Below are 26,100 nucleotides of genomic sequence, written 5' to 3'. Positions count from 1 at the left end.
ACACTTTCATTTTAATAAACTATTATTAAGGCTTGTCTAAACTAATGTAAAAAAAAAGTAAAGCATCTGAATGCTTTACTCTTTTTTTCTATTCGATAATATACTTGGCAATTGTACATTAACTGCTAACTTATGAATAAATCCAAACACTAGTCCAATCCCAATAAATATGTATAAGATTGTAAATATCTTTCCGAAATCAGTTTGCGGACTAAAATTCCCATCACCGACAGTCGTCAACGTGACCACACTAAAATATAAAGCGTCAATAGGACGTAATCCTTCAACTGTACTATAAAAAATCGTACCCGATATTAAAGTCAGAATTGTTAATACAAATAATACTTGAAATTCTTTATCTTTCCACGCTCGTAAACAGGCTCTTAACATTCGCTTTAAAGTTAACAAAAATGAAAGCATTAGATTCTCCCTTCCAAACAAAAATACATTTAGTCAAAGGAAAGTCTATCACCTTTCAGTATAGAAAAAAAGTAGCCCTCTTCTATTTCTAGAAAAGGGCTACTTTATTCGATTCTATCTTATTTAGGTGAAACAAGAATTTTCACTTGGGTTTTATCTTTTACAAGTGCTTCAAATCCTTCTTCAACAACTTGATCGACTGTAATTTTTTTCGTAATTAATTTCTCTGCTTGAATTTGACCAGAGCTAATTAATTTAATAACGGCTGGGAAGATGTGACGGTATCCTAAAATACCAATAACTTCTTTTTCTTTTAATACTAAATTATTTGGAGTAATTGTTGCGTCTTTTTCCCATACACTAACAATTACAGTTTGTCCTTCAAAGCTTGTACTTTCAATCGCTTGACGTAGTACAACTTCAACACCTGTTACTTCAAAGCTAACATTTACCCCTAAACCATTTGTTAAGTTACGAATTTCAGCTAACACATCTTGAGTTGCTGGATTTAATACATAATCCGCACCTGCTAATTTCGCTAACTCTTGACGTTCTTTAGAAAGTTCAACTGCAATAACAGGAGTTGCTCCTGCTGCTTTAGCTGCTTGGATAACAAGAAGTCCAATTGGACCGCAACCAAATACTGCTACAGCTTCCCCTTCTTTTAATTTACTTTGACGTACTGCATGAACTGCTACTGCTGCTGGTTCTACAAGCGCACCTTGTTCATACGTCATTTCATCTGGAATGTGATGAACCATATCTTCTGGTACTACTGTATATTCAGAGAAACCGCCGCCTTCTCCGCCAAGACCGTGGAAAACAAGTTGTTCACAAACATTGTAATGTCCATGTTTACAAGCTTCACATTTACCACAAGAATAAATTGGTTCTACAACAACGCGGTCTCCCACTTTATGAGATGTAACTCCTTCACCAATCTCTATTACCTCACCACTAAACTCATGACCTAAAATAACAGGTGCTTTCACATGTGTTAATGGATGTTCTTCTGTTGGAATAAAAATAGGCCCTGCTAAATATTCATGCAAGTCTGTCCCACAAATACCACACCATTTAACTTTGATTTTCACTGTTCCTGGTTTTACTGTTGGTTCTGGTACTTCTTCTACTCGTACATCACGTTGATTATGCCAAAGTAGTGCTTTCATTTTATACATCCCTCTCTATGTATATACTTAACCTGGTGAAGTTTACAATTCTATTATAATACTTCTATCCATATATTTCAAAAAAACAATCACATTACTACTAATTTTTTACAAATAACGTTCAATATTTTGTCACTTTGTACTTTTTTCCACATCTGTTAATTCAATTTCATTGCAGGTGAAATTAGCATTATGCCATAATAGCATAGGAGAGGTGAATATCGCTTGAAATATTTTATTTACTTTATCGTTATCGTGGCATTTTTAGATACATTTTCACAATTACCTATTATGAGTACTTTCGCTCAAAGCCTTGGAGGAACCCCTCTTATTATCGGGCTAGTTGTCGGTATGTACTCATTCGCTAATATGATCGGTAATATTATTGCTGGAGCCGCTGTCGATAAATTTGGTGCAAAAAAAATCCTTTATATAAGCATGGGAATTACGAGTTTCATAGTCTTGTTATACACCGTTGTTCAAAGTGGTGAACAACTATTAGTTGTTCGCTTTATGCATGGATTTAGTGATGGCTTTTTAATTCCTGCTGCCTTTACATTTTTATCAAAACAAACAAATGCAAAAAGACAAGGAAAAGCAATGGCTCTATCTGGTGCTGCTGTTGGAACAGCGGCAATCGTAGGACCTGCTTTCAGCGGTATTATGAAAGCAACAGCTGGCGTAGAATGGGTCTTCATTACTATTTCTATTTTAATGGCTCTTGGTACGATCGTATCTCTATTCTTCTTACCAAATAACGTATCAAGAAAAGATACATCAAGAACACAAATGATGAACAAAGAAGATATGGTTGAACTTTTAAAATCAGAACCGTTATTACAAGCATATATTGGTGCTTTCACATTAATGTTTTCACAAGGAATTGTCACTTACATGTTACCAGTAAAAGTTGAGGCATTAGCGCTTAAAGCATCCACAACAGGCATGATGTTAAGTGTATTTGGTATAACTGCTATCCTCTTCTTCTTACTTCCAACAAATCGTATTTATGACCGATTTAATCGTTCGAAACTAATGCTAATCGGAATTGCAGTTATGGCATTCGCATTATCTTTACTCGGATTATTTGCTACAAAAGGTATGCTCTTTATCGTAATGATGATTTATGGAATTGGATTCGCAATCCTCTTTCCATCTATTAACGCTTTACTCGTTGAAAATACTACAGACGATAATCGCGGAAAGGCATTCGGATTATTTTATGCCTTCTTCTCATTAGGAGTTGTTGCTGGCTCCTTTACAGTCGGCGCAATCGGAGCATCACCTAGCGTCAGCTTCATTATCGGGACAGCATTTTTATTAACATTTGCTGGGATGATTTATGTAAGAAGCAAAGTAAAAAAGACAATGATGGGATAATCCATCGTTGTCTTTTTTTAAATGCATATTGATATAACTCGTAATATAATGGAAGCGTTGGAATAATGCCAATTAATTTAAATATAAAAGGTAACCGCTCATCTCCTTCTTCATATAAACGAAAAACAAAAACTGTAGTTAAAGTCCAAATGACGCTAAACAAGAAGATACATTTCCAAACAATTGAGGTTAATATTTGTATATCAAATACAAAACCAAAGAGCCCTATCGAATAGAACTCTTTTTGCCCAATATATTACTTTTGTGTATAACCAAATAACAATGTAAATAAATTGAGCCGTAGAGGCAATAATACATCTCTTCTTTTAAACAGAAAGTTTATAAATACTGACGATACTTCGACAATTTCCTCGGAAATATTTCCTTTCCCCACATAATTTGATACAGTACACATGAATAAACACTTGTATTACATAAAGTGAAAATTTAATCAGTGGGGGTTTTGTTCCTCCCCACTGATTATTAGTTGAACCAATCGGGATTTTACGGGCAGTTGATCTCCCAACTAACTTCTTTACTTCCACTGAATTTTGAGGTGGGGATCTTACTGACCGTTAATGCGGGATAAACTAAAGTAATAACTTACTGTACAAATCAAAAAGCACACTCTTCATATGAAGAATGTGCTTTTATGTTATTAACGTTTAATCCAAACAGCGCCTGCCGATTTATCTTCTGCCTGTCCAACAACTTGGAATTTAAGTCCAAGGTTTGGAACTTTTCTTCCTGCGTCTGCAATTTGCTTGTTACTATATACTTTTGAATCATCAAAAGTTGTAACACCTTGTAATCCAGAATAGTTAAACTGACCACGTGTTAATGAATTTACACTCCATGCTGGTGTTTTATCAAATGAAAATGCAGCATCTGCAATTTGCATGCCCGTATTACCGTATGCTGGTTTTCCGTTTAAATTACCAACTAGCGCTTCTGGATGAGAATCTACAACACCCAGGAATCCTTCACCTGGATGCATCCCAACCCAGTTATCTTTGAAACTATCATCTGCATACCAAACGACAAGGCCTGTATTATACACTGGACCTTTTCCTGCTTTTAAACCATTATCTGATCCCGCATAGTTTCTCCACTCTAAGTAGTAATAATGAGCTTTCTTCTCTGTCCCATCAGAAACAACAAAACCATTTAAATTCATTTTAGACTGTCCTTCTACATCATCAGAAAATACAACTTGTCCATCAACAGTTACATTTACATTATCCATCGCAAAACCTTTATATGTTACAGCCGGATCTGTAATATAGTCGAATTGTAGTTTCACTTTTTTGCCTTTAAATTGACTTAAATCATATGATTTATCAATCCATTTCCCATCTGTTGTATCTTTATCTCCTTGGACTACTTTTTCCCCAAGTCTATCAATTAATGTTTTCGTTCCATCTTCTGTTACTGCATGTACTTCGACGAAATCGCACTCTGCTTCTAACTCATAATTTGCTTTATAATCGAATTTTGCATTTGTTCCTTTCGTTAAATCAAAGAATGGTGTCTCTAACGTTGTATGCATATCATCGCCTCTTGTACTATAATATGCATGCTTTCCAAACTCCGGTTTAATCGTTTCAACACTTTTACCTGGTAAGTTAACACGTACAACGCCTGGACGATTTGATTTCGTAACACTTTGATCAATATAGGTAGGAACTCCCACACCACTCTTAATTTTATCGTAATCTACTTCTAATATTTTTGCCCAGTTGCCACCCATATTCTTTTGTAAGAAATCTTTATTTTGTGGTGAAAAACTAGTCGGCTCTGTTCCTGCGATTTTCCCTGTCCAACTACCTCCACTCATTAATGACCAAGCTTCGACTGGTGAACCATTTCCAGTATATTTCGTGTCATATTCATCTGGTAATCCAAGATCATGTCCAAATTCATGTGCAAACACACCTACAGCTCCATCTTCTGGTTCAATTGTGTAATCATGTGCTGCTACTTTACCACCAAAGTAATCTACCTTTGATTTCGTACCTTCAATCGCTACTGGATCTACTGCTAATTTTGAACGATGTGACCAGATCGCATCATCACCTAATTTACCGCCACCAGCTTCTTGACCAACACCAGCATGGATTACCATTAAATGATCAATTACACCGTCAGGTTCATTTTGATTCCCGTCCCCGTTTGTATCATATCTATCAAATTGATCAAACTGGGATAAATCTAGTCCTTTCTCAGCAGCTGCATGCAAAGCTTCTTTCACTAAATCACGTGCACCCTTTGGACCTTTATTATCGTGACCACTGCTACCATCAGCTCCATAATCAGATGCTTTTCCTGGAACAGTTAGCCACTCCGTTACATATCCATCTGTCGTATAACTACCACCAGACTGCTCTTCATAGTATTGTTTAAACGTTTTTACTTTTGAACCATCAAATAAAGTATACGGCTCATTACCGAACAACATCTTTTGATAATGTTCTCTACTAAAGTCTTTCGAATACATATAACCTGGTGTTTGATCAATATTATTATGTTTATAATCACTAAATTCAACGAGTAACACTAATACTTTATCCGATCGAACAGATCCCTTATATGGAGCTTGCTTTGCTTTTGAAGTTGGAACTTGCCCATTCAATTGCTTTTTATTTGGTTCTGGCTTTTGCTCAAGGCTAACATTTTTTTCAGCCTTTTTTACATTTTCCTTTTCTTCCATCTTTTTCTCTTTTACTTTTTTTGTGAAATCAGACGTTTCTTGTGAGTGAGCATCTGGAAGAATTTCTTTATTCGCCTGATCTCCTTGTTTCTTTTCAATATATTGCTCGACAGCTTTTTTCGTCTCTTCTTTAGAAGATGCTGGATTAATTGTTCCTCTTTCTTTCAGTGCTTCCGCTAAACGATCTTCTTGAATTAAATTGTAATCAATTGGTGTTGTAGATACATTATCTTTCTCTTTTGCTGGCGTTTCTGCGTATGTTAATGGAGCACTCATTACAGATGTGCATCCGATAATTGCCGCAATTGCTAATGACGATAACACTTTAAATGGCGCTTTTCTTCTCATTCCATTTCTCTCCTTTTATAAAACTTAAAATTCAGATAAATAAGTACATTTTTGTCGAAATCCCCGTTTACTACCCTCCCTATATAAAAAGGCATAATTCTATAAACGTTAAGCTTTCTGTTATAGAATCATGCCCTCCAGTTTTCTGGTCAGACCCTCTATCTTTTTATCCCTTGGTTCAATTAATAATCAGTGTGGGGATGAACAAAGTCCCCACTGATTAAAGTTTCACTTTATATCGAAATATGAAAAATAAAGAGTTATGTGATATATATTAAATATCTTATATAACAAATTTAAAAGACAATATGCAAAATTGCATGAAAATTCTTTTAAATAAAAAAGAATCCTAGTCAATTAAACTAGGATTCTTGCTTTTCTATTATTTCTCTTGTGTTTTTTCCCAATCAGCTAAGAATTTCTCAATTCCTTGATCTGTTAATGGGTGCTTCACTAATGAAGCAATTACGTTTGCTGGGATTGTTGCAATATGTGCACCGTTTAATGCTGCGTCAGTTACGTGAACACTGTGACGTACAGATGCTGCAATGATTTCTGTTTCGATGCCATGAATCGCAAAGATTTCTGCGATTTGACGAATTAAGTCCATACCGTTATGACCGATATCGTCTAAGCGACCTAAGAATGGTGAAACGTATGTTGCACCAGCACGAGCTGCAAGTAACGCTTGAACTGCTGAGAATACTAATGTAACGTTTGTACGAATTCCTAAGTCAGAGAATGCTTTTACTGCTTTTAAACCTTCTGTTGTCATTGGAACTTTTACAACAACGTTTGGAGCAATTTTCGCTAATTCTTTTCCTTCTTCGATCATTTTATCAGCTTCTAAGCTAATTACTTCTGCACTTACAGGACCTTCTACAACGTTGCAAATTTCACGAATGCGCTCGTGAAAATCTACGCCTTCTTTTGCTACAAGTGATGGATTTGTCGTTACTCCAGCTAATACGCCTAATGCATTTGCCTCTTTAATTTCGTTAATGTTTGCTGTATCAATAAAGAATTTCATTTGTTATTCTTCCTTCCTAATTTTCATTTTATATTTATTTTTTTTTCTTAATAAGCTCTAATTCAATCGGAATAGATTTGTCCACTTTTTTACCTTGTGTTATCTCTTTTGCTGTTTGCATCGCCTTCTCTCCGATTAATTCTGGTTTTTGAGCGACTGTTGCAGCCATACGCCCATCGTTAACCGCTTTCACAGCATCTTCTGTTGCATCAAATCCAACAACTACTACATCTGTTTTTCCAGCAGACTTCAACGCTTCAAGTGCACCTAATGCCATCTCGTCGTTATGAGCAAACACGGCTTTAATATCGCTATTTGCTTGCAAAATGTTTTCCATAACAGATAATCCTTTCGCCCTATCAAAATCAGCCGCTTGTTTTGCAACTACTTTTAAAGACTTATCGGCTACGTTATGGAATCCTTTCCCACGTTCACGAGCGGCAGAGGATCCAGGGATTCCTTCTAACTCAGCAACGTTTGCTCCTTCGCCGACTAATTCACGAATGTAATCACTAGCCATTTGACCACCTTCAATATTATTAGAGGCAATGTGAGAAACAACCTTACCTGAATTTGCAACGCGGTCTACTGTAATAACAGGAACGTTCGCTGCATTTGCAGCACTTACCGCTGAAGCAACAGCATCTGAATCGGTCGGGTTAATAACAACTACATCGACACCTTTTTGAATTAAATCTTCAACATCGTTCGTTTGCTTTGCTGCATCATTTTGTGCATCAACAGCAATCAATTCAATGCCGCTTTCTTTCGCCTTCTTTTCTGCACCCTTTTTCAAAGTTACAAAGAAGGGATTATTTAAAGTTGAAACAGAGAATCCAACTTTAATAGTTTTATTTCGACCTTTATCGCTAGAATCCTTTGCCCATTCTGGTGGTTCCATTGAACAACCAGCAGTAACGACCATAATACATGCAACGAGTATAAGTAACCATTTCTTCATGAACTGTCCCTCCATTACGCTTCTTTTCTGCGATCAATTAATACAGCTAGTAAGATTACAAGTCCTTTTACAACTTGTTGGAAGAAAGAAGATACACCTAATAAATTTAAACCGTTATTTAGTACACCAATAATAAGTACACCGATGAATGTACCAACAATCCATCCTCTTCCCCCAGAAAGACTTGTTCCACCTAATACAACTGCTGCAATTGCATCTAATTCGTAAGAAGTACCTGCAGTCGGCTGTGCAGAATCTAATCGTGATGTTAAGACAATACCTGCAAGCGCTGCCAAAATTCCGGAAAGACCGTAAATCATTACTTTAATTCTCGTAACATTAATACCTGATAGTGCTGCTGCTTCTTCATTTCCACCAATTGCAAATGTACGGCGACCAAATGTCGTTTTCTTCAAAATGAAGTACAGTACTGCGAAAGCGATCATCATTGTAACAGCGGGTACCGGAATACCAAGAAAATAACCACGGCCAAACATTTGGAACATTAAATGATCACCAAGACCAGTGATCGGACGTCCGTCCATATAAACAAGCGTCAACCCACGAAAAATAGTCATTGTTGCTAAAGTTGCAATAAATGGAGCTACTTTTCCTTTCGCAATGATGATACCGTTTACAATTCCCATTACAAGACCTGCTAATAGTCCAACTGCCATTGCAAGGAACGGATCCATGCCACTTGCCATCATTCCAGCTACAAGTGCACTTGATAATGCTAAAATAGAACCTACCGATAAGTCAATACCCCCTGTTAAAATTACGAAGGTCATTCCGAATGCAATAAGCGCATTAATCGATACTTGACGCAGTATATTAAATAAATTTGGAATTTCAATAAACGCTGGATTTAAAGCTGTAATTACGACGATAATTAATACTAAACCGATTAAAGAACCAAGTTGTTGTAATACATTCCCCTTCTTAGCCATCCTTACTCTCCCCCTGTAGCTAGTGCCATAATAGACTCTTGTGATGCCTCATCTTTCCCTAAAACTCCGCCGACTTTTCCTTCATGAATAACAAGAACTCGATCACTCATCCCTAAAACTTCCGGAAGCTCAGATGATACCATAATAACGGCATCGCCTTGCTCTGTAAGCTTATTCATAATAGAGTAAATTTCTTTTTTCGCTCCAACATCAACACCCCTTGTTGGCTCATCTAAAATGAGTAATTGCGGATGAATGCCTAGCCATTTTGCGATTACAATCTTTTGCTGATTTCCACCAGAAAGAGATTTCACTGCCTGCTCTCCGCTAGATGCTTTCACATTAAGAAGCTTCATCATATCCTCTGTAAACTGTTGTTCTAGCTCGTTGCTTAGAACACTTCCCTTTGAAAGACTTTCTAAATTCGGTAAAGCTAAATTTTCTCGAATTGAAAAATCTAACACTAATCCTTCAGACTTTCTATCTTCTGTAATGAAAGCAATTCTTTGTCTAATTGCATCTATTGGACTATCAATCTTTACTTCTTGTCCATTTATAAAAATTTGTCCAGAGTCTAAAGGTTCATAACCAAATATCGCTTTCATAATATCAGTGCGACCAGCCCCCATCAAACCAGCTACACCAAGGATTTCACCTTTCCTCACTTGAAACGAAACATTTTCAAATTTCCCTTTCTTCGTTCCGTTACGCATTTCAAAAATGACATCACCAATTTGACTATTTCGCTCTGGGTAACGTTCACCAATGCTGCGCCCCACCATCATACTCACTACTTCATCAAATGATGTTTCTGGAATTAATCTCTTTCCCACGTATTCTCCATCACGCAAAATCGTAATAGCATCACATATTGAGAAAATCTCTTCCATACGATGCGAAATGTACACGAATGAAACACCTTCTTTACGTAACTTATTGATTACTGTAAAGAGCGTTTCGATTTCACGATCCGTCAGTGCCGCAGTAGGTTCATCCATAATAATAACGCTCGCGTTTGTCATTAATGCTTTCGCAATTTCGATAATTTGCTGTTGTCCAACCGATAGTTCCTCTGCTAACATAGCACCTCTTACATGCAATCCTAGCTCTGCTAGTTGCTGCTGCGCAATCGCGTTCATTTGTCGAGTGCGTAAAATACCTGTTTTCCCATACATTAACTCTTTACCGAGAAACATATTTTCAGCTACTGTTAAATTCGGCAATATGTTTAGTTCTTGATGTATAAATGCGATGCCGTACTCTTCAGCTTCTTTCGCATTTTTAAAGGTGCGCTCTTGCCCATCAATCGTGATTGTCCCACCATCTTTTTTGTATACACCTGTTAAAATCTTCATGAGCGTTGATTTACCCGCTCCATTTTCCCCCATCAATGCATGGACTTCTCCTGTTTCAATCATAAACTGTGCATTCTTCAAAACAGGATTGCCATTGAACGCCTTTGAAATGTTTTTCATTTCAATATGCATTCCCATCACTTCCCTTTATTAAAAAATCACGCCTGCATGTAAAATTACATTTGCATAAGGCGTAGCCTCGCCTGTACGAATAATTGCCTTCGCTTTCTTTGTATGCTCTTTAAATTGTTCATGAGATACATACTCAAATGCTGGCTCTATTAATTTCTGTTCGATCTCTTTATTTACTTCCGCATTATTTATAATGACTTCTTCTGCTAACGTCACTTTTTCGATTGCCATATCATCAGCTACCACTTGCAATACATCTAAAAAGCTAGGTTTTCCAATCTCAACAGCTAAATCAATTCGTTTTACTCCATCCGGAATCGGTAACCCGCAATCAGCAATTACAATCGTATCTGTATGCCCAAGTGAAGCAAGGACTGCTGCGATTTCACTATTTAATACACCATGCTTTTTCATCCAACAATCACCTGCACTTCACGTACTCGATCTCTCGTTGGCATACCGCCCTGTGCTCCAAGTTTCGTTACAGAAAGACCACCGGCAATATTCGCGAAACGAATTGCTTTTTGAAGTGTCTCTCCTTCAGAAAGTGCAACTGCTAACGCACCATTAAATGTATCACCAGCTCCAGTTGTATCCACTACATCAACAGCAATGCTAGGAACATGTACAATCTCCGTGCCATTATGGAAACGAACACCGTTAGAACCTTCTGTCATCAATAATTTATTGGGATACTTCGCCAATAAATCTTCAATTGGTGATGTAAAATCATCTAATACGATGCGGCACTCATGTTCATTTGGCGTAATATAAGTTGCCTTTTCTAAAATGTCTTCTGATAAAACTTGTGCTGGCGCTGGATTTAACATAACAGGAATATTATGTTCCTCACAAATAGCCAATACATATTTTACTGTTTCAAGTGGAATTTCTAGTTGAAGAACAACCATATCCGCTTTTACAAGAAGGTCTTTGGAGCGATCTACAACTGACTTATTTACAAGAGCATTTGCCCCTTGTACGACAACAATACTGTTATCTTCTTCTGCTAAAACGATATGAGCAATTCCTGTCGTTCCATCTGTAACCGGTACCACATAATCGATAAAAATGCGTTCGTTCTCTAGATTTTTTCTAACTACTGTTCCATAATCATCATTTCCTACCGCTCCAACCATTGCTACATTTGCTCCTAACCTAGCTGCAGCAACTGCTTGGTTTGCCCCTTTCCCTCCTGGGATTGTATGAAACGCTTCACCAATTACTGTTTCTCCTGCTTTCGGGCGTTTTTTTGAAACAGCCACTAAGTCCATTGAAATGCTTCCTACTACTGCAATATTTGGCATCTGTTTCATCTCCTTACTTCGTTGTATTTCGTTCTATAATTTCAATCGGCAAACGATAATGTTTCTCTTCTAATGTATTTCCTTCCATTTGCTCTAACAACAACTCTGTTGCAATTTTCCCCATTTCATATATCGGTTGTGCAACTGTCGTAATAGATGGATACATCATTTCCGTTAAAGAAATGCCATCAAATCCGATAATTTGTAAATCATCTGGAATGGCAATCCCCTTTTGAAGTGCCGCCTTTACAATACCGATCGCAATTAAATCATTCCCAGCGACAATACCATCAATATGCGGGTATTCTTCTAATAATTCCATCGCTACACGCTCACTATTTGCTGGATCAAACGTACTCTCTGCAATCATATACGAAAGATTATTTTGCGTAATAACGTCTACAAAACCTTCAAAACGTTCATTTGCAGTACTCACATCACGTGGACCGCGAATATGTGCAATATGTTTACATCCTTTATCTAGTAACAACTTTGTCGCAGCCTGACTTCCTGCATAGTTATCTGCATATACAGTAGGAATACGCTCATTAAACATACGATCAATCGCAACAACTGGAACAGATAAATTCATGTAATTAACACTATTTTGTGGATTCGTTGCTACAATAAATCCATCTACATTATTTTGTCTAAGTACATCAATATATTGTTTCTCTTTTTCTAAACTTTCATCAGAGTTACAAAGGACAACTGTGTAACCTTGTTTATGTGCTACATCTTCTACGGCACGTGCAACTTCCGGAAAGAATGGATTCACGATATTTGGAACAACTAAGCCAATTAAACGAGACTTTTTATTATACAGTGAACGCGCTACTGTACTAGGCTTATAATCTAACATCTCAATTGCACGTTCTACCTTTTTTAATGTATCTTCGTGAACATATCCATTTTTATTTAGAACTCTGGAAACGGTCGCAACAGATACTCCCGCTAATTTGGCAACGTCTTTGATCGTACTCATTCTCTTTTCTCCTCATTTCATGTAACCGTTTACAGAAAATAATATAACGTATTTCTAAAAATACGTCAATCATTTCTCACTAAAAAGCTTTTAAGGTTATACTCAAAAAAGCACCGCCATAAGGCGATGCTTCTTCATTACGAGTATGATACAGTTTTTTCTTTTTCTTCTACAACAGGCTCTTTAGCATCTTTTTTACGATCTGATAATTTAATTTTTTGTAAGAAAATCGTAAAGATGGCACCTACTACGATAAATACTAATCCTGTTAAGAATACAGTATGAAGCGAGTCTACTAAAGAGTTTTTCAAAATAGGTACAATGCTGTTAGCGAACGCTTCTGGCATTTGTTTTAATGCCTCTGGGCTAAATAGCATTGAATATAAACCTTGTGGATCTGTGTGAATCATATCTTTAAATTTCGTTACCATTTGTCCCGCTTCTTTCGGGAATGTATCTAATACAGGTACTAAATTTTTTGTTAATGTCGTACCTGAAGTGTTATTCATAATTGACCCTAAAATTGTAATACCAAATGTACCACCGATTTGTCGGAAGAATTGACTTGATGACGTTACGACACCAAGGTCTTTTTTCGGGAAGCTTTCTTGTAACGCTAATGTTAATGTAGGCATTACAAGACCCATTCCTAAACCGATAACCATCATATAAGAAGTAGCTGTAAGCTTCGTTGTGTGCATATCCATCGTTGTTAATAACCAGAAACCACCGGCCATAATAAGCATACCTGCGATAATTTGTGGTTTTACACCAACTTTTAATACAAGTTGCCCACCGATAATACTCATCACAATCATTGTAATCATCATTGGAGTCATAATTGTTCCTGATTCAGCAGCACTTACTCCTACAATCCCTTGCATGAAGAATGGTACGAACATAATCGCACCGAACATTCCAATACTCATAAAGAATCCAATCGCATTCAGTATTGTAAATGTGTGATTTTTAAAGAAGTGCATTGGTAAAATTGGCTCTTCAGCTTTCGTTTCAACGATAACAAAGCTAACGATACCAATTACAGCTAGTGCAAATAAACCGATAATTTGCCAAGAATCCCATGCATAATCTTTTCCGCCAAACGTTAGCGCAAGTAATAAACTTACAACACCGAGAATCATCGTAAAGATTCCAGCGATATCAATTTTAATTGGTCCTGTTTGTTTATGTGATTTTAATCCCATTGCAATAAAGATTGTTGCTAAAATACCAACCGGTAAGTTAATGTAGAATACCCATCTCCAGTTCACTGCATCTACAATCCAACCACCAACTTGTGGTCCAATTACAGAAGCAAGGCCGTATAACGCCCCAAAAATACCTTGCCATTTCGCACGTTCTTTTCCCGTGAACATATCTCCAATAATAATCATAGCCATTGGCATCATAATACCGCCACCAAGACCTTGAATACCACGGAAAATAATTAATTCTGTCATACCATTTGCCATACCACATAACGCCGAACCAATCATGAAAATAACTAGCCCTGTTATATATACGTTACGACGACCAAGTAAATCAGCTAATTTACCTGCAATTGGTACAACTGTCGTTGATGTTAACATATAAGCTGTTGTTAACCATGTCATTAAGCTTAATCCACCTAGGTCACCGACGATACGTGGCATTGCTGTACCGACAATTGTTCCATCTAATGCAGCAAATAGCATCGCGATAATTAAACCGATTAACAACAACTTTCTATTTTGATTTTCTTGTTGCTCCATGTAATCTCCTCAATTCCTCTTAGTTATTCTCTTTTTTCTCTTGTGTCCCGCAAATAATGGTTTCTAACTTCTCAAAGAGACGTAATAAATCTTCTCTTTCTTGCAACTCTAAATGTGAAAAGTATTTTGCAATATGCTCGTTACGAGCTGTCATTGCCTCTTCTACTCTAGCTTTCCCCTTTTTCGTTAACTCGATGATGACAACGCGACGGTCATCTTTGTCGTGATAGCGTTCTACAAGTTCTTGATCGATTAGACGATCAATCATCACTGTAATCGCGCTAGGCTTCACATACATCTTTTTCGCTAATGTTGTCGCTCTTGAAGCCCCATAATGATCTAGAATCTTTAAAATATAAAACTGCGGTGGTGTAAGTCCTGTCGCTTGCATTTGTTCTAATAACTCCGTTTGCATTTTCTTTCCAATCGAAAAGGCAAGAGCTTGAATTTTATCGATATGCGTCATATCATTTGGCATGTTATCCACCTCTTATTTAAACAATAAAATATTTAATGTATTTAAATATTAATCCCACGAATAAAATCCGTCAATACTTTTATTCATAAAAACGTTTACATTTTTGTCACAAAGTTGTATAATTTTCGACGAAGTTAATATTGACAGTCACGGAGAAACGGAGTACACGGCTATGAATCATAAAAAAGGAAACTTTTTTATATTTCATGGCCTTTTTATGTTCTCTGTCTTAAAACGCTTCGAATTAATTAGGGGAGGATTTTCATTTTATGTTTTTCACACAATTATTTAAACCTGCGCCCCACGCGGAACGCTTACCAGCTGATCGCGTTGATAGCGAATACCGTAAATTACGTTTACAAGTATTCTTAGGTATCTTCATCGGTTATGCAGGTTACTACTTTGTTCGAAAAAACTTTTCACTAGCAATGCCATACTTAATCGAGCAAGGCTTTAGTAAAGGGGAACTTGGGGTTATCCTTTCAGCAGTTTCTATTGCTTACGGATTAAGTAAATTTCTTATGGGTATCGTATCCGATCGTTGTAATCCTCGCTACTTTTTAGCAGCTGGGCTATTTTTATCAGGTATCATTAATATTATTTTCGGCTCATTTTCTTTCATTACAACGAGCATTATACTTATGTTTGTACTTCAGTTTTTAAATGGATGGGTACAAGGTATGGGATGGCCTCCTTGTGGTCGTACGATGGTTCACTGGTTCTCTATTAGCGAACGTGGTACAAAAATGTCCATTTGGAACGTCGCTCATAATGTTGGCGGAGCGCTTATGCCTTCCCTTGTAACATTAGGCTTATACTTCTTCGCAGATGACTGGAAAAGTATTTTTTACTTCCCAGGTATTCTTTCAATTTTAGTTGGTATTTATGTATTAATTACGATGAAAGATACGCCTCAATCTTGCGGACTACCTTCTATTGAAGAACATACTGGGGAATATCCACCAGATGAAAAAGTAAAAGATCGCGAACGCGAGCTTTCAGTAAAGGAAATTTTATTTAAATACGTATTAAACAATAAGTTTTTATGGTACATCGCTATTGCGAACGTTTTCGTATATTTCGTACGTTACGGCGTTGTAGACTGGGCTCCTACTTATTTAGTAGAAGAAAAAAGCTTTACTCATAGTAGCTCACGTACTGCTTACGCTCTATATGAATGGGCTGGTATTCCAGGTACACTTCTTTGCGGATGGATGAGTGATAAACTATTTAAAGGACGTCGTGCACCTGCTGGTATTTTATTTATGGTTGGTGTATTTATCGCAGTTCTTGTTTACTGGTTAAACCCTCCTGGTAATCCAATGGTTGATAGTATCGCACTTGTCGCAATTGGATTTTTAATTTACGGACCGGTTATGTTAATTGGTCTACACGCTCTAGATTTAGCACCAAAGAAAGCTGCTGGAACTGCAGCAGGCTTAACTGGATTCTTCGGTTACTTAGGCGGAGCAGCTTTCGCTAGTGCAGCTATGGGCTTTATCGTAGATGCATTCGGATGGGATGGCGGATTCATCTTATTACTTGCATCTTGCGTACTTGCAATGTTCTTCCTTGCTCTTACTTTAAATACAGGGTCAGTAAAATCAAAACAAGCTTAAATAATATATAACAACCATAAAAATAGCTCTTAGCATTTACATACATGCTAAGAGCTATTTTTTATTTTCATTGCTGTTCCTACTAATGATAACAACCAATTCCTTCCCTACTATAAGATTAAAAGATTTGATGAAACACCTTTATTAAAACAGCTAACGTAACAGATGCAGCAAATCCCCCTAAACAAATAAGACTGACACCTTGGCTATATGACAAATTTTGAAATGATTTCATTGCTTCCATCCTCCCTATCTCCCCTTTGATACTTTTATTTTACCAATGGGAAAAATTTCATAACATCGATTTCTCTAACAACTAACTTACAAATTTGTAAGTTAACATCTTTTCAACTTATATATCTAGTATTTCCACAAATAAGAGTCATTTATACATAAAAAAAGACCTCAGTTATACTAAGATCTTCGTTACATTCTATTTCATTTTACAATCATCACTGGACATTTCACACGCTTTGCTATTTTATGACTTACACTTCCCAGCACCATTTCTTGCAGTGTATTGAGCCCTCTACTTCCAGCAATGACAAGATCTATATCTCCTGTATTTACATATTGAACAATTGTATCTCCAGGATCACCATGTAATATCGTAATTGTATAAGAAATGTTCTCTTTCTTTAATAAACCTTCAATCTCTTTTAATTTATCTTTTCGACTAGCTGATATTGTTTCTAAATCTGTTTGACCTTGTATAATATCTGATTTTGCCGTTCTATTATCTACTACGTACACAACTTCAACATTTGTTTCTTCGCTACATTTTGCAATATATGTTGCATGTTCCGCTGCTCGAAGTGCATGTTCAGAACCGTCACATGCTAATATAATTTGTTTGTACATATGCTGAATCCCCTTTTCGTTATCCTACTCGTATTATATAATAAAGCCCCCTAAAAAGGAGGCTTTTAACTAGCAATTCTTTTATTATAAGTAGCTAAATTTGCAACAAGTTTTGAGCTACGTTCATTTAATCCTGTTATACTTACTTTCACACCACTTTGTTCATACTTCATGATAACTTTATCAATTGATGCCACTGCTGAATCATCCCATACGTGCGCATGAGTAAAATTCATTTCAATTTCTTTTACATCTTCATTAAATGAAAAATTAGTTATGAAATCGGCTGTAGATGCAAAGAAAAGTTGACCGTGAATTTCGTATATTTTCTTATTTTCAATATATAAATGTTTCACGTGAATCTTTGCCATATTGAATGCAAATAAAACCGCACTAATTACTGTTCCGATAATTACACCTAATGCTAAATTATGTGTAATTAGGACAATCACAACTGTTACGATCATAACAAATGAGTTTCCTTTTGGTACTTTATGAATTGTTGTTACAGAGTTCCAATCAAACGTTCCGATTGAAACCATAATCATAACTGCAACTAAAGCTGCCATCGGAATATGAACGACATAATCTCCTAAAACGAATAGTAATACGATTAAAAATCCGCCCGCTACAAATGTTGATAGGCGACCTCGTCCACCTGATTTAATATTAATAACAGATTGACCGATCATTGCACAACCTGCCATTCCTCCGAAGAAACCAGCAACAATGTTTGCGATCCCTTGTCCGCGTGCCTCTTTATGCTTATTACTTTCCGTATGCGTCATATCATCTAAAACTGAAGCTGTTAATAATGATTCTAGTAAACCGATAATTGCAAGCATAACTGCATACGGTAAAATAATCCCTAATGTCTCAAGTGTAAAAGGCACGTCAGGAATACTAAAGAACGGTAATTCTTTCGGCAGGCTTCCCATATCTCCTACTGTTTTCAACTGTAATCCGCTCATAAGTGCAATACTCGTCACAATAATAATTGAAATAAGCGTAGAAGGTACAACCGTTGTAATACGTGGAAATAAATATATAATTGCAAGTCCTAATACAACGAGTGCATACATTTGCCAAGTTGCATTTTTAAAATGTGGCAATTGCGCTGTAAAAACTAAAATTCCAAGTGAATTTAAAAAACCACTCATAACAGATTTCGGAACAAACTTCATAAATGAGCTCAGTTTGAACACGCCAAAAATAATTTGGACAATACCTGTTAATATTGTTGTAGCAAATAAATATTGCAAACCATGATCTTTAACAAGCGTTACCATTAATAATGCCATTGCACCTGTTGCAGCTGAAATCATTCCAGTTCTCCCGCCAACAAATGAAATGGTAACTGCAATACAAAAGGCTGCGTATAGTCCAACTGTCGGATCCACGCCTGCAATAACAGAGAAGGCTATCGCTTCAGGGATTAACGCTAAAGCAACGACAATTCCTGATAACACGTCCCCTCTCACATTAGAAAACCAGTCATTTTTTATCGTTTGAAACAAAATACCACTCCTCTACTCCTTTATAATTTGATTTTCTCCATAAGAAAATCTAGCCGACTGCACGAAGGATATTATATAACGAGTAGAAGATTTTTTGCTATGTAAAAGTTTCCTAAAAATGATGTCACCTTCGTAGCTTCTTTTTTAGGAAACTTTAAATATACTATCACCTATTGTTGATTTAACGTACAATGATTTCGGATTCTACAGTATGTCAAATGAAGAGAACTTTGTTTGGATGGATGAAAAATGCACATGTAATTTAGTTCATTTAATTGAATAATCCACGGATCAAGATATTAGCTACCAAGGGAATTCATTTAAAGTTCTATAGATATTTCCACTTCATATATGAGGTTTAGTTTGGATAGTTTAGGGTTAGAGGAGTTTATACTAATTTAATGAAAATAGTAAGAGCACTCTTTCGAGTGCTCATTTTATGCAGATACAGTTGCTTTATCCTTACGGAATATACCCATTAACCCACCGATTAATAGTAATACGCCTGGTAATAAGTAAATTATAGAAATACAAATAAATCCACCGATAGCAGCCACAGTCATCATAATACCGCCAACCTTCGCTTTACTTCTTACCATAACAGATCCAACAATTCCTAAGATTGATAGAGCCACAGCTCCCCAACCTAAACCAATAACAGTATTCGCTCCATCAGCTTCAAAAGCAGCTCCCATACCGCCGATCAATAAAGCAACAAATGCACAAATAATACCAAAAATACCTCCAATAAGACCTAATACAAATTCAGCTGTTCTTTTCATTTCAATCTCTCCTTATTTAGCAACTTCAAATTCAAATTTCACTGATTTCTCGTCAAATGTAAATGTAGGTTTAAATGTACCAACAAACTTATCGCCTTCTGGTACATCAAATAACATTTTGTTTGTAATTTGGTTACCTGACGCAATATTTTCATTTATAAACGTATTTTCCCCACCAAAGTACTCTTTGAATTGGTTGCCGTTAGTATCAGCAATTTTTAATTCAGAAGTTCCAAAATATATATCTTTTTTGCCATTATTTTTAGCGTTAAAAGCGATTTCTAGTACTTTCCCTTTTTCAGCTTTTACGTATTCGTTAGGCTCAACGAATTTAGCTGAACTGAAAGTAAGTTGTAGACCATTAACTTCTACAGTATCTCCAATTTTATAAATCTTGCTTTCAGCTTTTTCCTTTTTATCTTTCTTTTCAGCCTGTTTAGGAGCATCGTTTTTACTCACTTCTTTAACTTCAGTTTCACCACAAGCAGCTAAACTAAAAGCAAGTGCACCTGTTAAAGCAATAGTACCCAATTTTTTATACATTTCTTTTCCTCCGATTATGTAAAATGTAAGATTTCCGAAACTATCATAACAGAAACAGTTACAACTTTTTTGTCATATTTTGTCGAGGAAAATAAAAAAAGACGCTATATCAGTAGCGTCTTTGCTCATTTCATTAATGTCCACCGTGTCCTTGACCACTTTCCTGAGCAATTTCTAACCTCTCATCTAGTATTCCTTGTGTTTCAAATGAAATATCACTCGTACTTCCTAATAAGAAACCGTGATTATATGGTCCAAGTGTTGGATCATCTTTAAACTTCGGCTGAATGCTTGCAAGGAAGTCATACACTGGTTGTGAAGCTTTACCTTCTTCTAATAATACAACAGGTGCATGTTTACCCATATGTGAAAAAGGTGCCCCAGCAACTGCTAAATCTGGTGTTTTACTTGAAACAAATGATAAACCGTGACCAGGTTTTGTGAATCCCCAGCCAAATTTTGTTTTTTCATCTTTAAATTTAGCGAACGCAATCGAGTTTTCTGTAGGGGTCTCTCCACTAATACGCGTTACTTTCCCGTATTTGCTTAGCTCTTTTTCTACTTCTTTTGAAACAATTTTTTCTGGCCCTAATACATATATATTTGCTTTATCTTTTCTCATTTTTAGTGCCTCTATTGTCGCTTCTGGCACTTTATTCTTTTCTGTATAGAGTAGTGGTTCCGGCATATGAGAAATCCAATTTACAGCGGGGGTTGTATATAAACGTCCTTCTTCTGCAGACGAACCGATAATAACACTATTTGGGTAGCTTCCTGTTATATCGGCATACTCCTTATCAACATCCTTCGCAAATATAGCTGGGTCCGTTTCTTTTATTTGTTTTACTTTATAACCTTTTAATTGTTCAAGCGCGCTAGTACCTACATCTCCCATCACCATAATTTGTGTTCCATCTTTCGTTCCGATTGGATTTAATCGTTTTATTTCTTTTAACGTCATTTCCGGTATCTTTTCTTTTTCTATAAATAAAATCGGCCCGTTATTCGGATGATGAATAAGATCTGCACTCGCAATACCTAATTGCCACTCGCTTGCTGGTACTAAAATAACAGCACCTGGCTGGTTCTCCTTATGAGTTGCTGGCCATATCGTTTGCGAAGTTAATACTGCCATTTGCGAAGGATCATTTGTGTTTAATCTCGTTACATTTTTTAAACTTGTCGTTAATAAATCATTAGATGCACCTTGGTTCATTTCTTTTGGCGCCGTTACCTCCTGATTCATTTTCATTTCCTTTTGTTCTGTTTTCTTCTCTTTTGTAGATTCATGGTTTTTATGGTCTGTATTCGTTTGTCCGCATGCAGCAAGACCAACTGCTGTAATTATTATTATCCCAAAAATTCGGGTCATTTTTTTCACTATACCGCCTCCGTATTAATCATTTTTGAGCCAATATGATTACCTAAAATGTAATTTCAACTCCACAATAACAAGCAATTCTGAAGAAATTATGCAGACACATCATAATCTGCACCATTTCTTCATGATTTTGCATTACACTTTAAGTAACGATTATAAATATGGAGGGCTCTCTATGATTGATATACTGCTCGTAGACGATGAACCGAGAATGCTTGAATTATTAACGCTTTATCTTACACCAATTGGATATAACTGCGTATGTGCGACTTCAGGAGAAGAAGCTATTTTACATATAGAAAATCGAAACTTTAAATTTGTTTTACTCGATATTATGATGCCAAAGATGGACGGATGGGAAACGTGCAAAAAAATCCGATCTTTTAGTAACATTCCTATTATTATGGTTACAGCTCGTGATCAAACAGTAGATGTCGTTCAAGGATTAAAAATTGGAGCCGATGATTACGTAACGAAACCTTTCCATGAAGAAGAACTTTTCGCAAGAATTGAAGCCGTTTTAAGACGTACAAATGAACATAAACAAATCCAATATCACGGTATTGTATGGGATGAAACAAAACACTTCGTTTCTGTCCATAATGAAGAACTCCTTCTCACACCAATTGAATTTTCTTTACTCGGATTATTTTTACGCCATGTGAACTACGTATTAAACCGTGATCAGCTCATCGAACGAATTTGGGGATTAAACACAAATACAGAAGATCGCACAGTCGATTCACATATTCGTAATTTACGTGATAAATTGCGAAAAGCAAATTTTCCTATTGATCATCATTTAAAAACCGTGTATGGAATAGGTTATCGATGGATTGATACTGAACAGTAAGGGGCAAAACGATGAAACGAATTTCAATTCAATTCGGATTTTATTTTTTAATTGTTACACTTTTAATTGAAAGTGTTCTCTTTATTTTGCTCTATTATAGTCTTGTAAACACTAGAGTAAATGAAGAAATGACAGCTTTATTAAAGCGAGGAAATAGTCATCGAGATGTACTTGAAAAATATTACGATGAGCAAACCATCTCTCACGTAGCATTAATGGAATCTGAAGCTGAAACAACTGTCGTTATTACAAATGCAAATAAAGAAATACTAGCTAAATCTAACGAAATAAACACGACTATAAACGATCATATTAGTAAAATGCAAACTCGAACAGACCATAATGGAGCGATTATAGAAAATCATTGGAAAACATCTAATTATATATGTACAGTTAGCCCCATTGTAGTAGATGGAAAACATGAAGGCTATGTGTACATGTTTCTTGGAACAGAATCAATTGAAAAGTTAGTTAATGGATTAACGAAACAATTCATTATTGCTGGTGCCATCACATTTCTACTCACAGTCATCACAATTTTCCTATTATCACGTTTATTAACAAAACCATTGTTACACATGAAACATGCAACTGAAAAAATGAGTAAAGGCGATTTGTCCGTTTCGTTAACGACTACTCGTAATGATGAAATTGGTGAACTGGCATCATCTATTCAAACGCTCGCAAATGATTTGCATTATATGAAAACAGAGCGAAGTGAATTTCTAGCAAGTGTTGCTCACGAATTACGAACACCGTTAACATACGTAAGAGGTTATGCTGACATTGCTTTAAAAGAAAGCACCCCTTCTGAACAACGTTTGCGATATTTATCAATTATAAAAGATGAGTCTGATTACATTACAAACTTAGTTCAAGATTTATTTTCACTTGCACAAATGGAACAACATAACTTTTCTATTCAAGTAAAGGAAGTGCATTTACACACCTTCCTTACGCGTATATGTGAAAAAGTAAACGCCATGTATAAAGAAAGGTACAGTAAAGTTTCTTTCTCTTGTCCTCCTACACTGCTAGTAAACTTAGATGAACAACGATTCGAACAAGTTGTGGTGAATATTTTAAATAACGCTTATAGACATTCAAAAGAGCATTCTCATATAAACATTTCTGTTACAGAAGAACATAAACATATTTCCATTGCAATTGAAGATGAAGGCGAAGGTATTCCACCTGAAGACCTCCCTCACATTTTTGACCGCTTTTACCGTGTCGATAAAGCAAGATCACGAGCTACAGGTGGAACTGGTTTAGGACTATCTATCGTGAAAGAAATTGTAGAGCTACACGGCGGGACGATTACTGTCACGAGTGAAGTTGATCATGGATCTTGTTTTATCATTTCATTACCATCTGTAAAGAAACACGACTACCATCAGTAGTCGTGTTTCTTTATCATTTTACTTTATAATATAAATTTACAAATTGCCCAAAACGTTTCGTATCCGTCAAAGTTAAATTAATTTCTGGGTTCTTGTCTTGAAATAACGGAACTCCAGAACCTAATATGTGAGGGGTAATCGTGACAACATATTCATCAATTAGATTATTCTTAAAGAATTCTCTCAGTAGCTCTCCTCCACCAACCATCCATATTTTAGATCCTTCTTTTGCTTTTAACCTTTTTGTAAACTCCACTACATCTTCATTTACAAACTCTACGTTTCCGTCTGAACCTTTTTCTGAACGAGAAAAAACATAACATGATTTATCTAAGTACGGGAATGTTTCCGTATGCTCTACTACATAGTCGTACGTTTTCTTTCCCATAATTATTGTATCAATTGTTTCATACATTTCTGTATAACCGTTATCTCCCTCTCCTTCTGTTTCCATTAACCACTCTAAATCATCATTTTCTTTCGCAATATATCCATCTAAGCTCGCCGCAATAAATAAAACTATTTCACGTGACATATCTTTTCCTCCTTGCATCTCATCTTGATAACATATGATGTAAACAATATACTAACAATAAAACATGACAATTTATGTCATGTTAAAAAGAAAAAAGGTGATACATTTGTCAAAAGCTAAACGCTTATTAGATATTCTTATATTTGCTTCTGCCAAAAAGACATTTACAGCGCAAGAAATAGCTGATGAATTTAATATCTCCGTTCGTACTGTCCATAGATACATTTTAGATTTAAGTGATATGGGGTTGCCCATTTACGCAGAACAAGGTCGTAACGGCGGCTATAAAGTATTAACGAATAGAGTAATTCCGCCTATTTTATTTACGGAAGAAGAAGCAGTCTCTATCTTTTTTGCTTTTCAATCTTTAAGTTACTATCGCGACTTACCTTTTAACACAGAAATCAATTCCGTTACACATAAACTGTATAGCTCCCTACAACATGATGCAAAAACGAAAGTTGATAAAATACGTTCTTACATCGCTTTTTGGAATCCTAAGCGCACAATTGATACACCTCTTTTAAACGAAGTGTTAACCGCGGCTATTGAAAATAAAAATTTACACTTTCAATACGAATCTAAATCGGGGTTAAAAACAAAACACGTTCATCCTATCGGTGTATATGCTCATGACGGGCTATGGTATTTACCGTCCTATGACTTCAGTAGAAAAAAAGTATTACTGTATCGCATCGATCGTATTCTTTCCATATTATCAACGGAAGAAAATGAGGATACATTCATGAATTTAGAAGAGTGGTTTGCCTCTAACTCTAACGTAGTACACATCCCTACTCAGTTACATGTTTTACTGACAACAGAAGGCGTACGCCAATGTAAAAGCGTCCCTTATCTTGAGGAATTCGTTATAATAAACGAGGATGGGACAGGATATATAAATTCAACAATTGATAAAGGAGAAATCAATTTTATTACCCCTTTATTTTATAGACTCGGAAAAGATGCAAAAGTTTTAGAACCGACAGAATTGATAGATGGTTTACGTATGCGTGCGAAAGAAGTTTTAAGTATGTATGAAGACTAAAAAGGCGTAAGAGAAATTCTCTTACGCCTTTTTAGTGTGCAGTATTTTCTCTATCTCTTCTTTTAACAACGTCTTTATTTCTTCCAAATTATGATTCTTCTTTTCTCCCGGCTTTACCGTATAAAACTCAGCAAATGAACGCTCTTTATATCTCGGTACAACATGCATATGATAGTGCGTAAGTTCATTAAAGATTCCACCATTTTGACAAATCGTAATTCCGTCAGGTTTATATACTATCTTAATCGCTTTTGCAATAAGCTTAGAAGCATCCATAATGGATTTTGCTACAACATCATCTAATTCGTCTACTTCTACAACATGTTGCTTTGGCACAATTAAAGTATGTCCTGTATAGAAAGGTTCATGATCTAAAAAACATGTTACATAGTCATCTTCATATATTTTATATATTTTTTCCTCTTCGTTTGCTAATTTACAACCTAAACATTCCATCATACTTTCTCCCTTTATTAAAAACATAAAAACGTGAGAGCCGTATTCTCACGTTTTTATGTTTCATTTTATCCCGCATTAACGGGCAGTAAGATCCCTATCTCAAAATTCTGCTGTAAAGCA

The 26,100-nt window shown here is 36.0% G+C and carries 25 protein-coding genes and 1 pseudogene; 5 read left to right on the top strand and 21 right to left on the bottom strand.

All coding sequences use genetic code 11. The annotated features are described in order from the left end of the window. Positions 1-75 precede the first annotated feature (75 nt). Together DN399_RS03450 and bdhA are read right to left on the bottom strand one after the other, a co-directional pair. Positions 76-420: a potassium channel family protein gene (locus tag DN399_RS03450; RefSeq protein ID WP_000948210.1), complete on the bottom strand. Its 345-nt coding sequence runs from the start codon at positions 418-420 to the stop codon at positions 76-78. Positions 421-539: 119 nt separating this feature from the next. Beyond that, positions 540-1,592, bottom strand: a complete 1,053-nt coding sequence (gene bdhA / locus DN399_RS03445; protein WP_000645827.1) for a (R,R)-butanediol dehydrogenase — start codon at positions 1,590-1,592, stop codon at positions 540-542. Between the two features lie 225 nt (positions 1,593-1,817). Here bdhA and DN399_RS03440 point away from each other — a divergent pair, with 225 nt between their 5' ends. Continuing rightward, positions 1,818-2,972 (top strand): MFS transporter, encoded by a 1,155-nt coding sequence (locus DN399_RS03440; RefSeq protein ID WP_000873272.1) that lies wholly within the window; start codon positions 1,818-1,820, stop codon positions 2,970-2,972. A 19-nt stretch (positions 2,973-2,991) separates the two neighbouring features. On the opposite strand, the pseudogene DN399_RS28290 reads toward DN399_RS03440, so the two are convergent. From DN399_RS28290 to DN399_RS03385, 11 genes and pseudogenes are all read right to left on the bottom strand, one after another. Next, a pseudogene (locus DN399_RS28290) lies at positions 2,992-3,201 on the bottom strand (hypothetical protein); the annotation flags it as partial. A 429-nt stretch (positions 3,202-3,630) separates the two neighbouring features. Further along, positions 3,631-6,030, bottom strand: coding sequence for a M6 family metalloprotease immune inhibitor InhA2 (gene inhA2 / locus DN399_RS03430; protein ID WP_001252990.1), 2,400 nt, complete (start codon positions 6,028-6,030; stop codon positions 3,631-3,633). A gap of 382 nt (positions 6,031-6,412) precedes the next feature. Continuing rightward, positions 6,413-7,060, bottom strand: coding sequence for a fructose-6-phosphate aldolase (gene fsa / locus DN399_RS03425; RefSeq protein ID WP_000667661.1), 648 nt, complete (start codon positions 7,058-7,060; stop codon positions 6,413-6,415). A gap of 34 nt (positions 7,061-7,094) precedes the next feature. Next, a complete protein-coding gene (gene rbsB / locus DN399_RS03420) occupies positions 7,095-8,021 on the bottom strand; it encodes a ribose ABC transporter substrate-binding protein RbsB (protein ID WP_000758998.1) in 927 nt (308 codons plus the stop codon). A gap of 14 nt (positions 8,022-8,035) precedes the next feature. Further along, positions 8,036-8,971, bottom strand: coding sequence for an ABC transporter permease subunit (locus DN399_RS03415; RefSeq protein ID WP_001074641.1), 936 nt, complete (start codon positions 8,969-8,971; stop codon positions 8,036-8,038). A 2-nt stretch (positions 8,972-8,973) separates the two neighbouring features. Further along, the gene (rbsA, locus tag DN399_RS03410) at positions 8,974-10,458 is read right to left on the bottom strand and encodes a ribose ABC transporter ATP-binding protein RbsA (RefSeq protein WP_006918021.1); all 1,485 of its coding nucleotides are present in this window, start codon (positions 10,456-10,458) and stop codon (positions 8,974-8,976) included. 18 nt (positions 10,459-10,476) lie between these two features. Further along, positions 10,477-10,872, bottom strand: coding sequence for a D-ribose pyranase (gene rbsD / locus DN399_RS03405; protein WP_000716137.1), 396 nt, complete (start codon positions 10,870-10,872; stop codon positions 10,477-10,479). Beyond that, positions 10,869-11,765 (bottom strand): ribokinase, encoded by an 897-nt coding sequence (rbsK, locus tag DN399_RS03400; RefSeq protein WP_001132860.1) that lies wholly within the window; start codon positions 11,763-11,765, stop codon positions 10,869-10,871. The genes rbsD and rbsK overlap by 4 nt, the downstream gene beginning before the upstream one ends. A gap of 13 nt (positions 11,766-11,778) precedes the next feature. After that, a complete protein-coding gene (gene rbsR, locus DN399_RS03395) occupies positions 11,779-12,750 on the bottom strand; it encodes a ribose operon transcriptional repressor RbsR (protein WP_000104047.1) in 972 nt (323 codons plus the stop codon). A 137-nt stretch (positions 12,751-12,887) separates the two neighbouring features. Further along, entirely contained in the window at positions 12,888-14,501 is a 1,614-nt protein-coding gene (locus DN399_RS03390; protein ID WP_149149324.1) for an MDR family MFS transporter, read from the bottom strand. Between the two features lie 19 nt (positions 14,502-14,520). Beyond that, a complete protein-coding gene (locus DN399_RS03385; RefSeq protein ID WP_001132365.1) occupies positions 14,521-14,979 on the bottom strand; it encodes a MarR family winged helix-turn-helix transcriptional regulator in 459 nt (152 codons plus the stop codon). 269 nt (positions 14,980-15,248) lie between these two features. Here DN399_RS03385 and glpT point away from each other — a divergent pair, with 269 nt between their 5' ends. Continuing rightward, positions 15,249-16,598 carry a glycerol-3-phosphate transporter gene (gene glpT / locus DN399_RS03380; protein WP_000466385.1) on the top strand — a complete coding sequence of 450 codons (1,350 nt, stop codon included), beginning with the start codon at positions 15,249-15,251 and terminating at the stop codon, positions 16,596-16,598. Positions 16,599-16,716: 118 nt separating this feature from the next. On the opposite strand, the gene DN399_RS03375 is transcribed toward glpT, so the two are convergent. The 6 genes from DN399_RS03375 to DN399_RS03350 form a co-directional block, all read right to left on the bottom strand. Continuing rightward, positions 16,717-16,833: a DUF4027 family protein gene (locus DN399_RS03375; RefSeq protein ID WP_000834733.1), complete on the bottom strand. Its 117-nt coding sequence runs from the start codon at positions 16,831-16,833 to the stop codon at positions 16,717-16,719. A gap of 203 nt (positions 16,834-17,036) precedes the next feature. After that, positions 17,037-17,459, bottom strand: coding sequence for a universal stress protein (locus DN399_RS03370; protein ID WP_000277999.1), 423 nt, complete (start codon positions 17,457-17,459; stop codon positions 17,037-17,039). Positions 17,460-17,524: 65 nt separating this feature from the next. After that, a complete protein-coding gene (locus DN399_RS03365; protein ID WP_000487920.1) occupies positions 17,525-18,976 on the bottom strand; it encodes a SulP family inorganic anion transporter in 1,452 nt (483 codons plus the stop codon). 437 nt (positions 18,977-19,413) lie between these two features. Continuing rightward, positions 19,414-19,758, bottom strand: a complete 345-nt coding sequence (locus tag DN399_RS03360; protein ID WP_000831286.1) for a DUF4064 domain-containing protein — start codon at positions 19,756-19,758, stop codon at positions 19,414-19,416. 12 nt (positions 19,759-19,770) lie between these two features. Continuing rightward, entirely contained in the window at positions 19,771-20,301 is a 531-nt protein-coding gene (locus DN399_RS03355) for a DUF4352 domain-containing protein (protein WP_000277058.1), read from the bottom strand. A gap of 133 nt (positions 20,302-20,434) precedes the next feature. Next, positions 20,435-21,682 (bottom strand): cell wall-binding repeat-containing protein, encoded by a 1,248-nt coding sequence (locus DN399_RS03350; protein ID WP_149149323.1) that lies wholly within the window; start codon positions 21,680-21,682, stop codon positions 20,435-20,437. 175 nt (positions 21,683-21,857) lie between these two features. Between DN399_RS03350 and DN399_RS03345 the strand changes: the two genes are divergently transcribed. Both DN399_RS03345 and DN399_RS03340 read left to right on the top strand, forming a co-directional pair. Beyond that, positions 21,858-22,535, top strand: a complete 678-nt coding sequence (locus tag DN399_RS03345) for a response regulator transcription factor (protein ID WP_006918011.1) — start codon at positions 21,858-21,860, stop codon at positions 22,533-22,535. An 11-nt stretch (positions 22,536-22,546) separates the two neighbouring features. Then, positions 22,547-23,938 carry a sensor histidine kinase gene (locus DN399_RS03340; RefSeq protein ID WP_006918010.1) on the top strand — a complete coding sequence of 464 codons (1,392 nt, stop codon included), beginning with the start codon at positions 22,547-22,549 and terminating at the stop codon, positions 23,936-23,938. Between the two features lie 13 nt (positions 23,939-23,951). On the opposite strand, the gene DN399_RS03335 is transcribed toward DN399_RS03340, so the two are convergent. Beyond that, positions 23,952-24,473, bottom strand: a complete 522-nt coding sequence (locus DN399_RS03335; RefSeq protein ID WP_000085783.1) for a dihydrofolate reductase family protein — start codon at positions 24,471-24,473, stop codon at positions 23,952-23,954. A gap of 64 nt (positions 24,474-24,537) precedes the next feature. On the opposite strand from DN399_RS03335, the gene DN399_RS03330 reads away from it, so the two are divergent. Then, the gene (locus DN399_RS03330) at positions 24,538-25,521 is read left to right on the top strand and encodes a helix-turn-helix transcriptional regulator (RefSeq protein WP_171009799.1); all 984 of its coding nucleotides are present in this window, start codon (positions 24,538-24,540) and stop codon (positions 25,519-25,521) included. A 21-nt stretch (positions 25,522-25,542) separates the two neighbouring features. Here DN399_RS03330 and DN399_RS03325 read toward each other — a convergent pair whose 3' ends face one another. Further along, positions 25,543-26,004 carry an HIT family protein gene (locus DN399_RS03325; protein WP_179953524.1) on the bottom strand — a complete coding sequence of 154 codons (462 nt, stop codon included), beginning with the start codon at positions 26,002-26,004 and terminating at the stop codon, positions 25,543-25,545. Between the last annotated feature and the right edge of the window lie 96 nt (positions 26,005-26,100).

The organism is Bacillus sp. AR4-2 (assembly GCF_008274865.1).
Classification (GTDB): Bacteria; Bacillota; Bacilli; order Bacillales; family Bacillaceae_G; genus Bacillus_A; species Bacillus_A cereus.
This window is presented reverse-complemented; position numbering and strand designations above follow the sequence as displayed.

Coding starts and splice junctions, on each gene's coding strand:
- DN399_RS03450 (WP_000948210.1), bottom strand. CDS start 420: ATGCTTTCATTTTTGTTAACTTTAAAGCGAATGTTAAGAGCCTGTTTA.
- bdhA (WP_000645827.1), bottom strand. CDS start 1,592: ATGAAAGCACTACTTTGGCATAATCAACGTGATGTACGAGTAGAAGAA.
- inhA2 (WP_001252990.1), bottom strand. CDS start 6,030: ATGAGAAGAAAAGCGCCATTTAAAGTGTTATCGTCATTAGCAATTGCG.
- fsa (WP_000667661.1), bottom strand. CDS start 7,060: ATGAAATTCTTTATTGATACAGCAAACATTAACGAAATTAAAGAGGCA.
- rbsB (WP_000758998.1), bottom strand. CDS start 8,021: ATGAAGAAATGGTTACTTATACTCGTTGCATGTATTATGGTCGTTACT.
- DN399_RS03415 (WP_001074641.1), bottom strand. CDS start 8,971: ATGGCTAAGAAGGGGAATGTATTACAACAACTTGGTTCTTTAATCGGT.
- rbsA (WP_006918021.1), bottom strand. CDS start 10,458: ATGCATATTGAAATGAAAAACATTTCAAAGGCGTTCAATGGCAATCCT.
- rbsD (WP_000716137.1), bottom strand. CDS start 10,872: ATGAAAAAGCATGGTGTATTAAATAGTGAAATCGCAGCAGTCCTTGCT.
- rbsK (WP_001132860.1), bottom strand. CDS start 11,765: ATGCCAAATATTGCAGTAGTAGGAAGCATTTCAATGGACTTAGTGGCT.
- rbsR (WP_000104047.1), bottom strand. CDS start 12,750: ATGAGTACGATCAAAGACGTTGCCAAATTAGCGGGAGTATCTGTTGCG.
- DN399_RS03390 (WP_149149324.1), bottom strand. CDS start 14,501: ATGGAGCAACAAGAAAATCAAAATAGAAAGTTGTTGTTAATCGGTTTA.
- DN399_RS03385 (WP_001132365.1), bottom strand. CDS start 14,979: ATGCCAAATGATATGACGCATATCGATAAAATTCAAGCTCTTGCCTTT.
- glpT (WP_000466385.1), top strand. CDS start 15,249: ATGTTTTTCACACAATTATTTAAACCTGCGCCCCACGCGGAACGCTTA.
- DN399_RS03375 (WP_000834733.1), bottom strand. CDS start 16,833: ATGAAATCATTTCAAAATTTGTCATATAGCCAAGGTGTCAGTCTTATT.
- DN399_RS03370 (WP_000277999.1), bottom strand. CDS start 17,459: ATGTACAAACAAATTATATTAGCATGTGACGGTTCTGAACATGCACTT.
- DN399_RS03360 (WP_000831286.1), bottom strand. CDS start 19,758: ATGAAAAGAACAGCTGAATTTGTATTAGGTCTTATTGGAGGTATTTTT.
- DN399_RS03355 (WP_000277058.1), bottom strand. CDS start 20,301: ATGTATAAAAAATTGGGTACTATTGCTTTAACAGGTGCACTTGCTTTT.
- DN399_RS03345 (WP_006918011.1), top strand. CDS start 21,858: ATGATTGATATACTGCTCGTAGACGATGAACCGAGAATGCTTGAATTA.
- DN399_RS03340 (WP_006918010.1), top strand. CDS start 22,547: ATGAAACGAATTTCAATTCAATTCGGATTTTATTTTTTAATTGTTACA.
- DN399_RS03335 (WP_000085783.1), bottom strand. CDS start 24,473: ATGTCACGTGAAATAGTTTTATTTATTGCGGCGAGCTTAGATGGATAT.
- DN399_RS03330 (WP_171009799.1), top strand. CDS start 24,538: ATGACAATTTATGTCATGTTAAAAAGAAAAAAGGTGATACATTTGTCA.
- DN399_RS03325 (WP_179953524.1), bottom strand. CDS start 26,004: ATGTTTTTAATAAAGGGAGAAAGTATGATGGAATGTTTAGGTTGTAAA.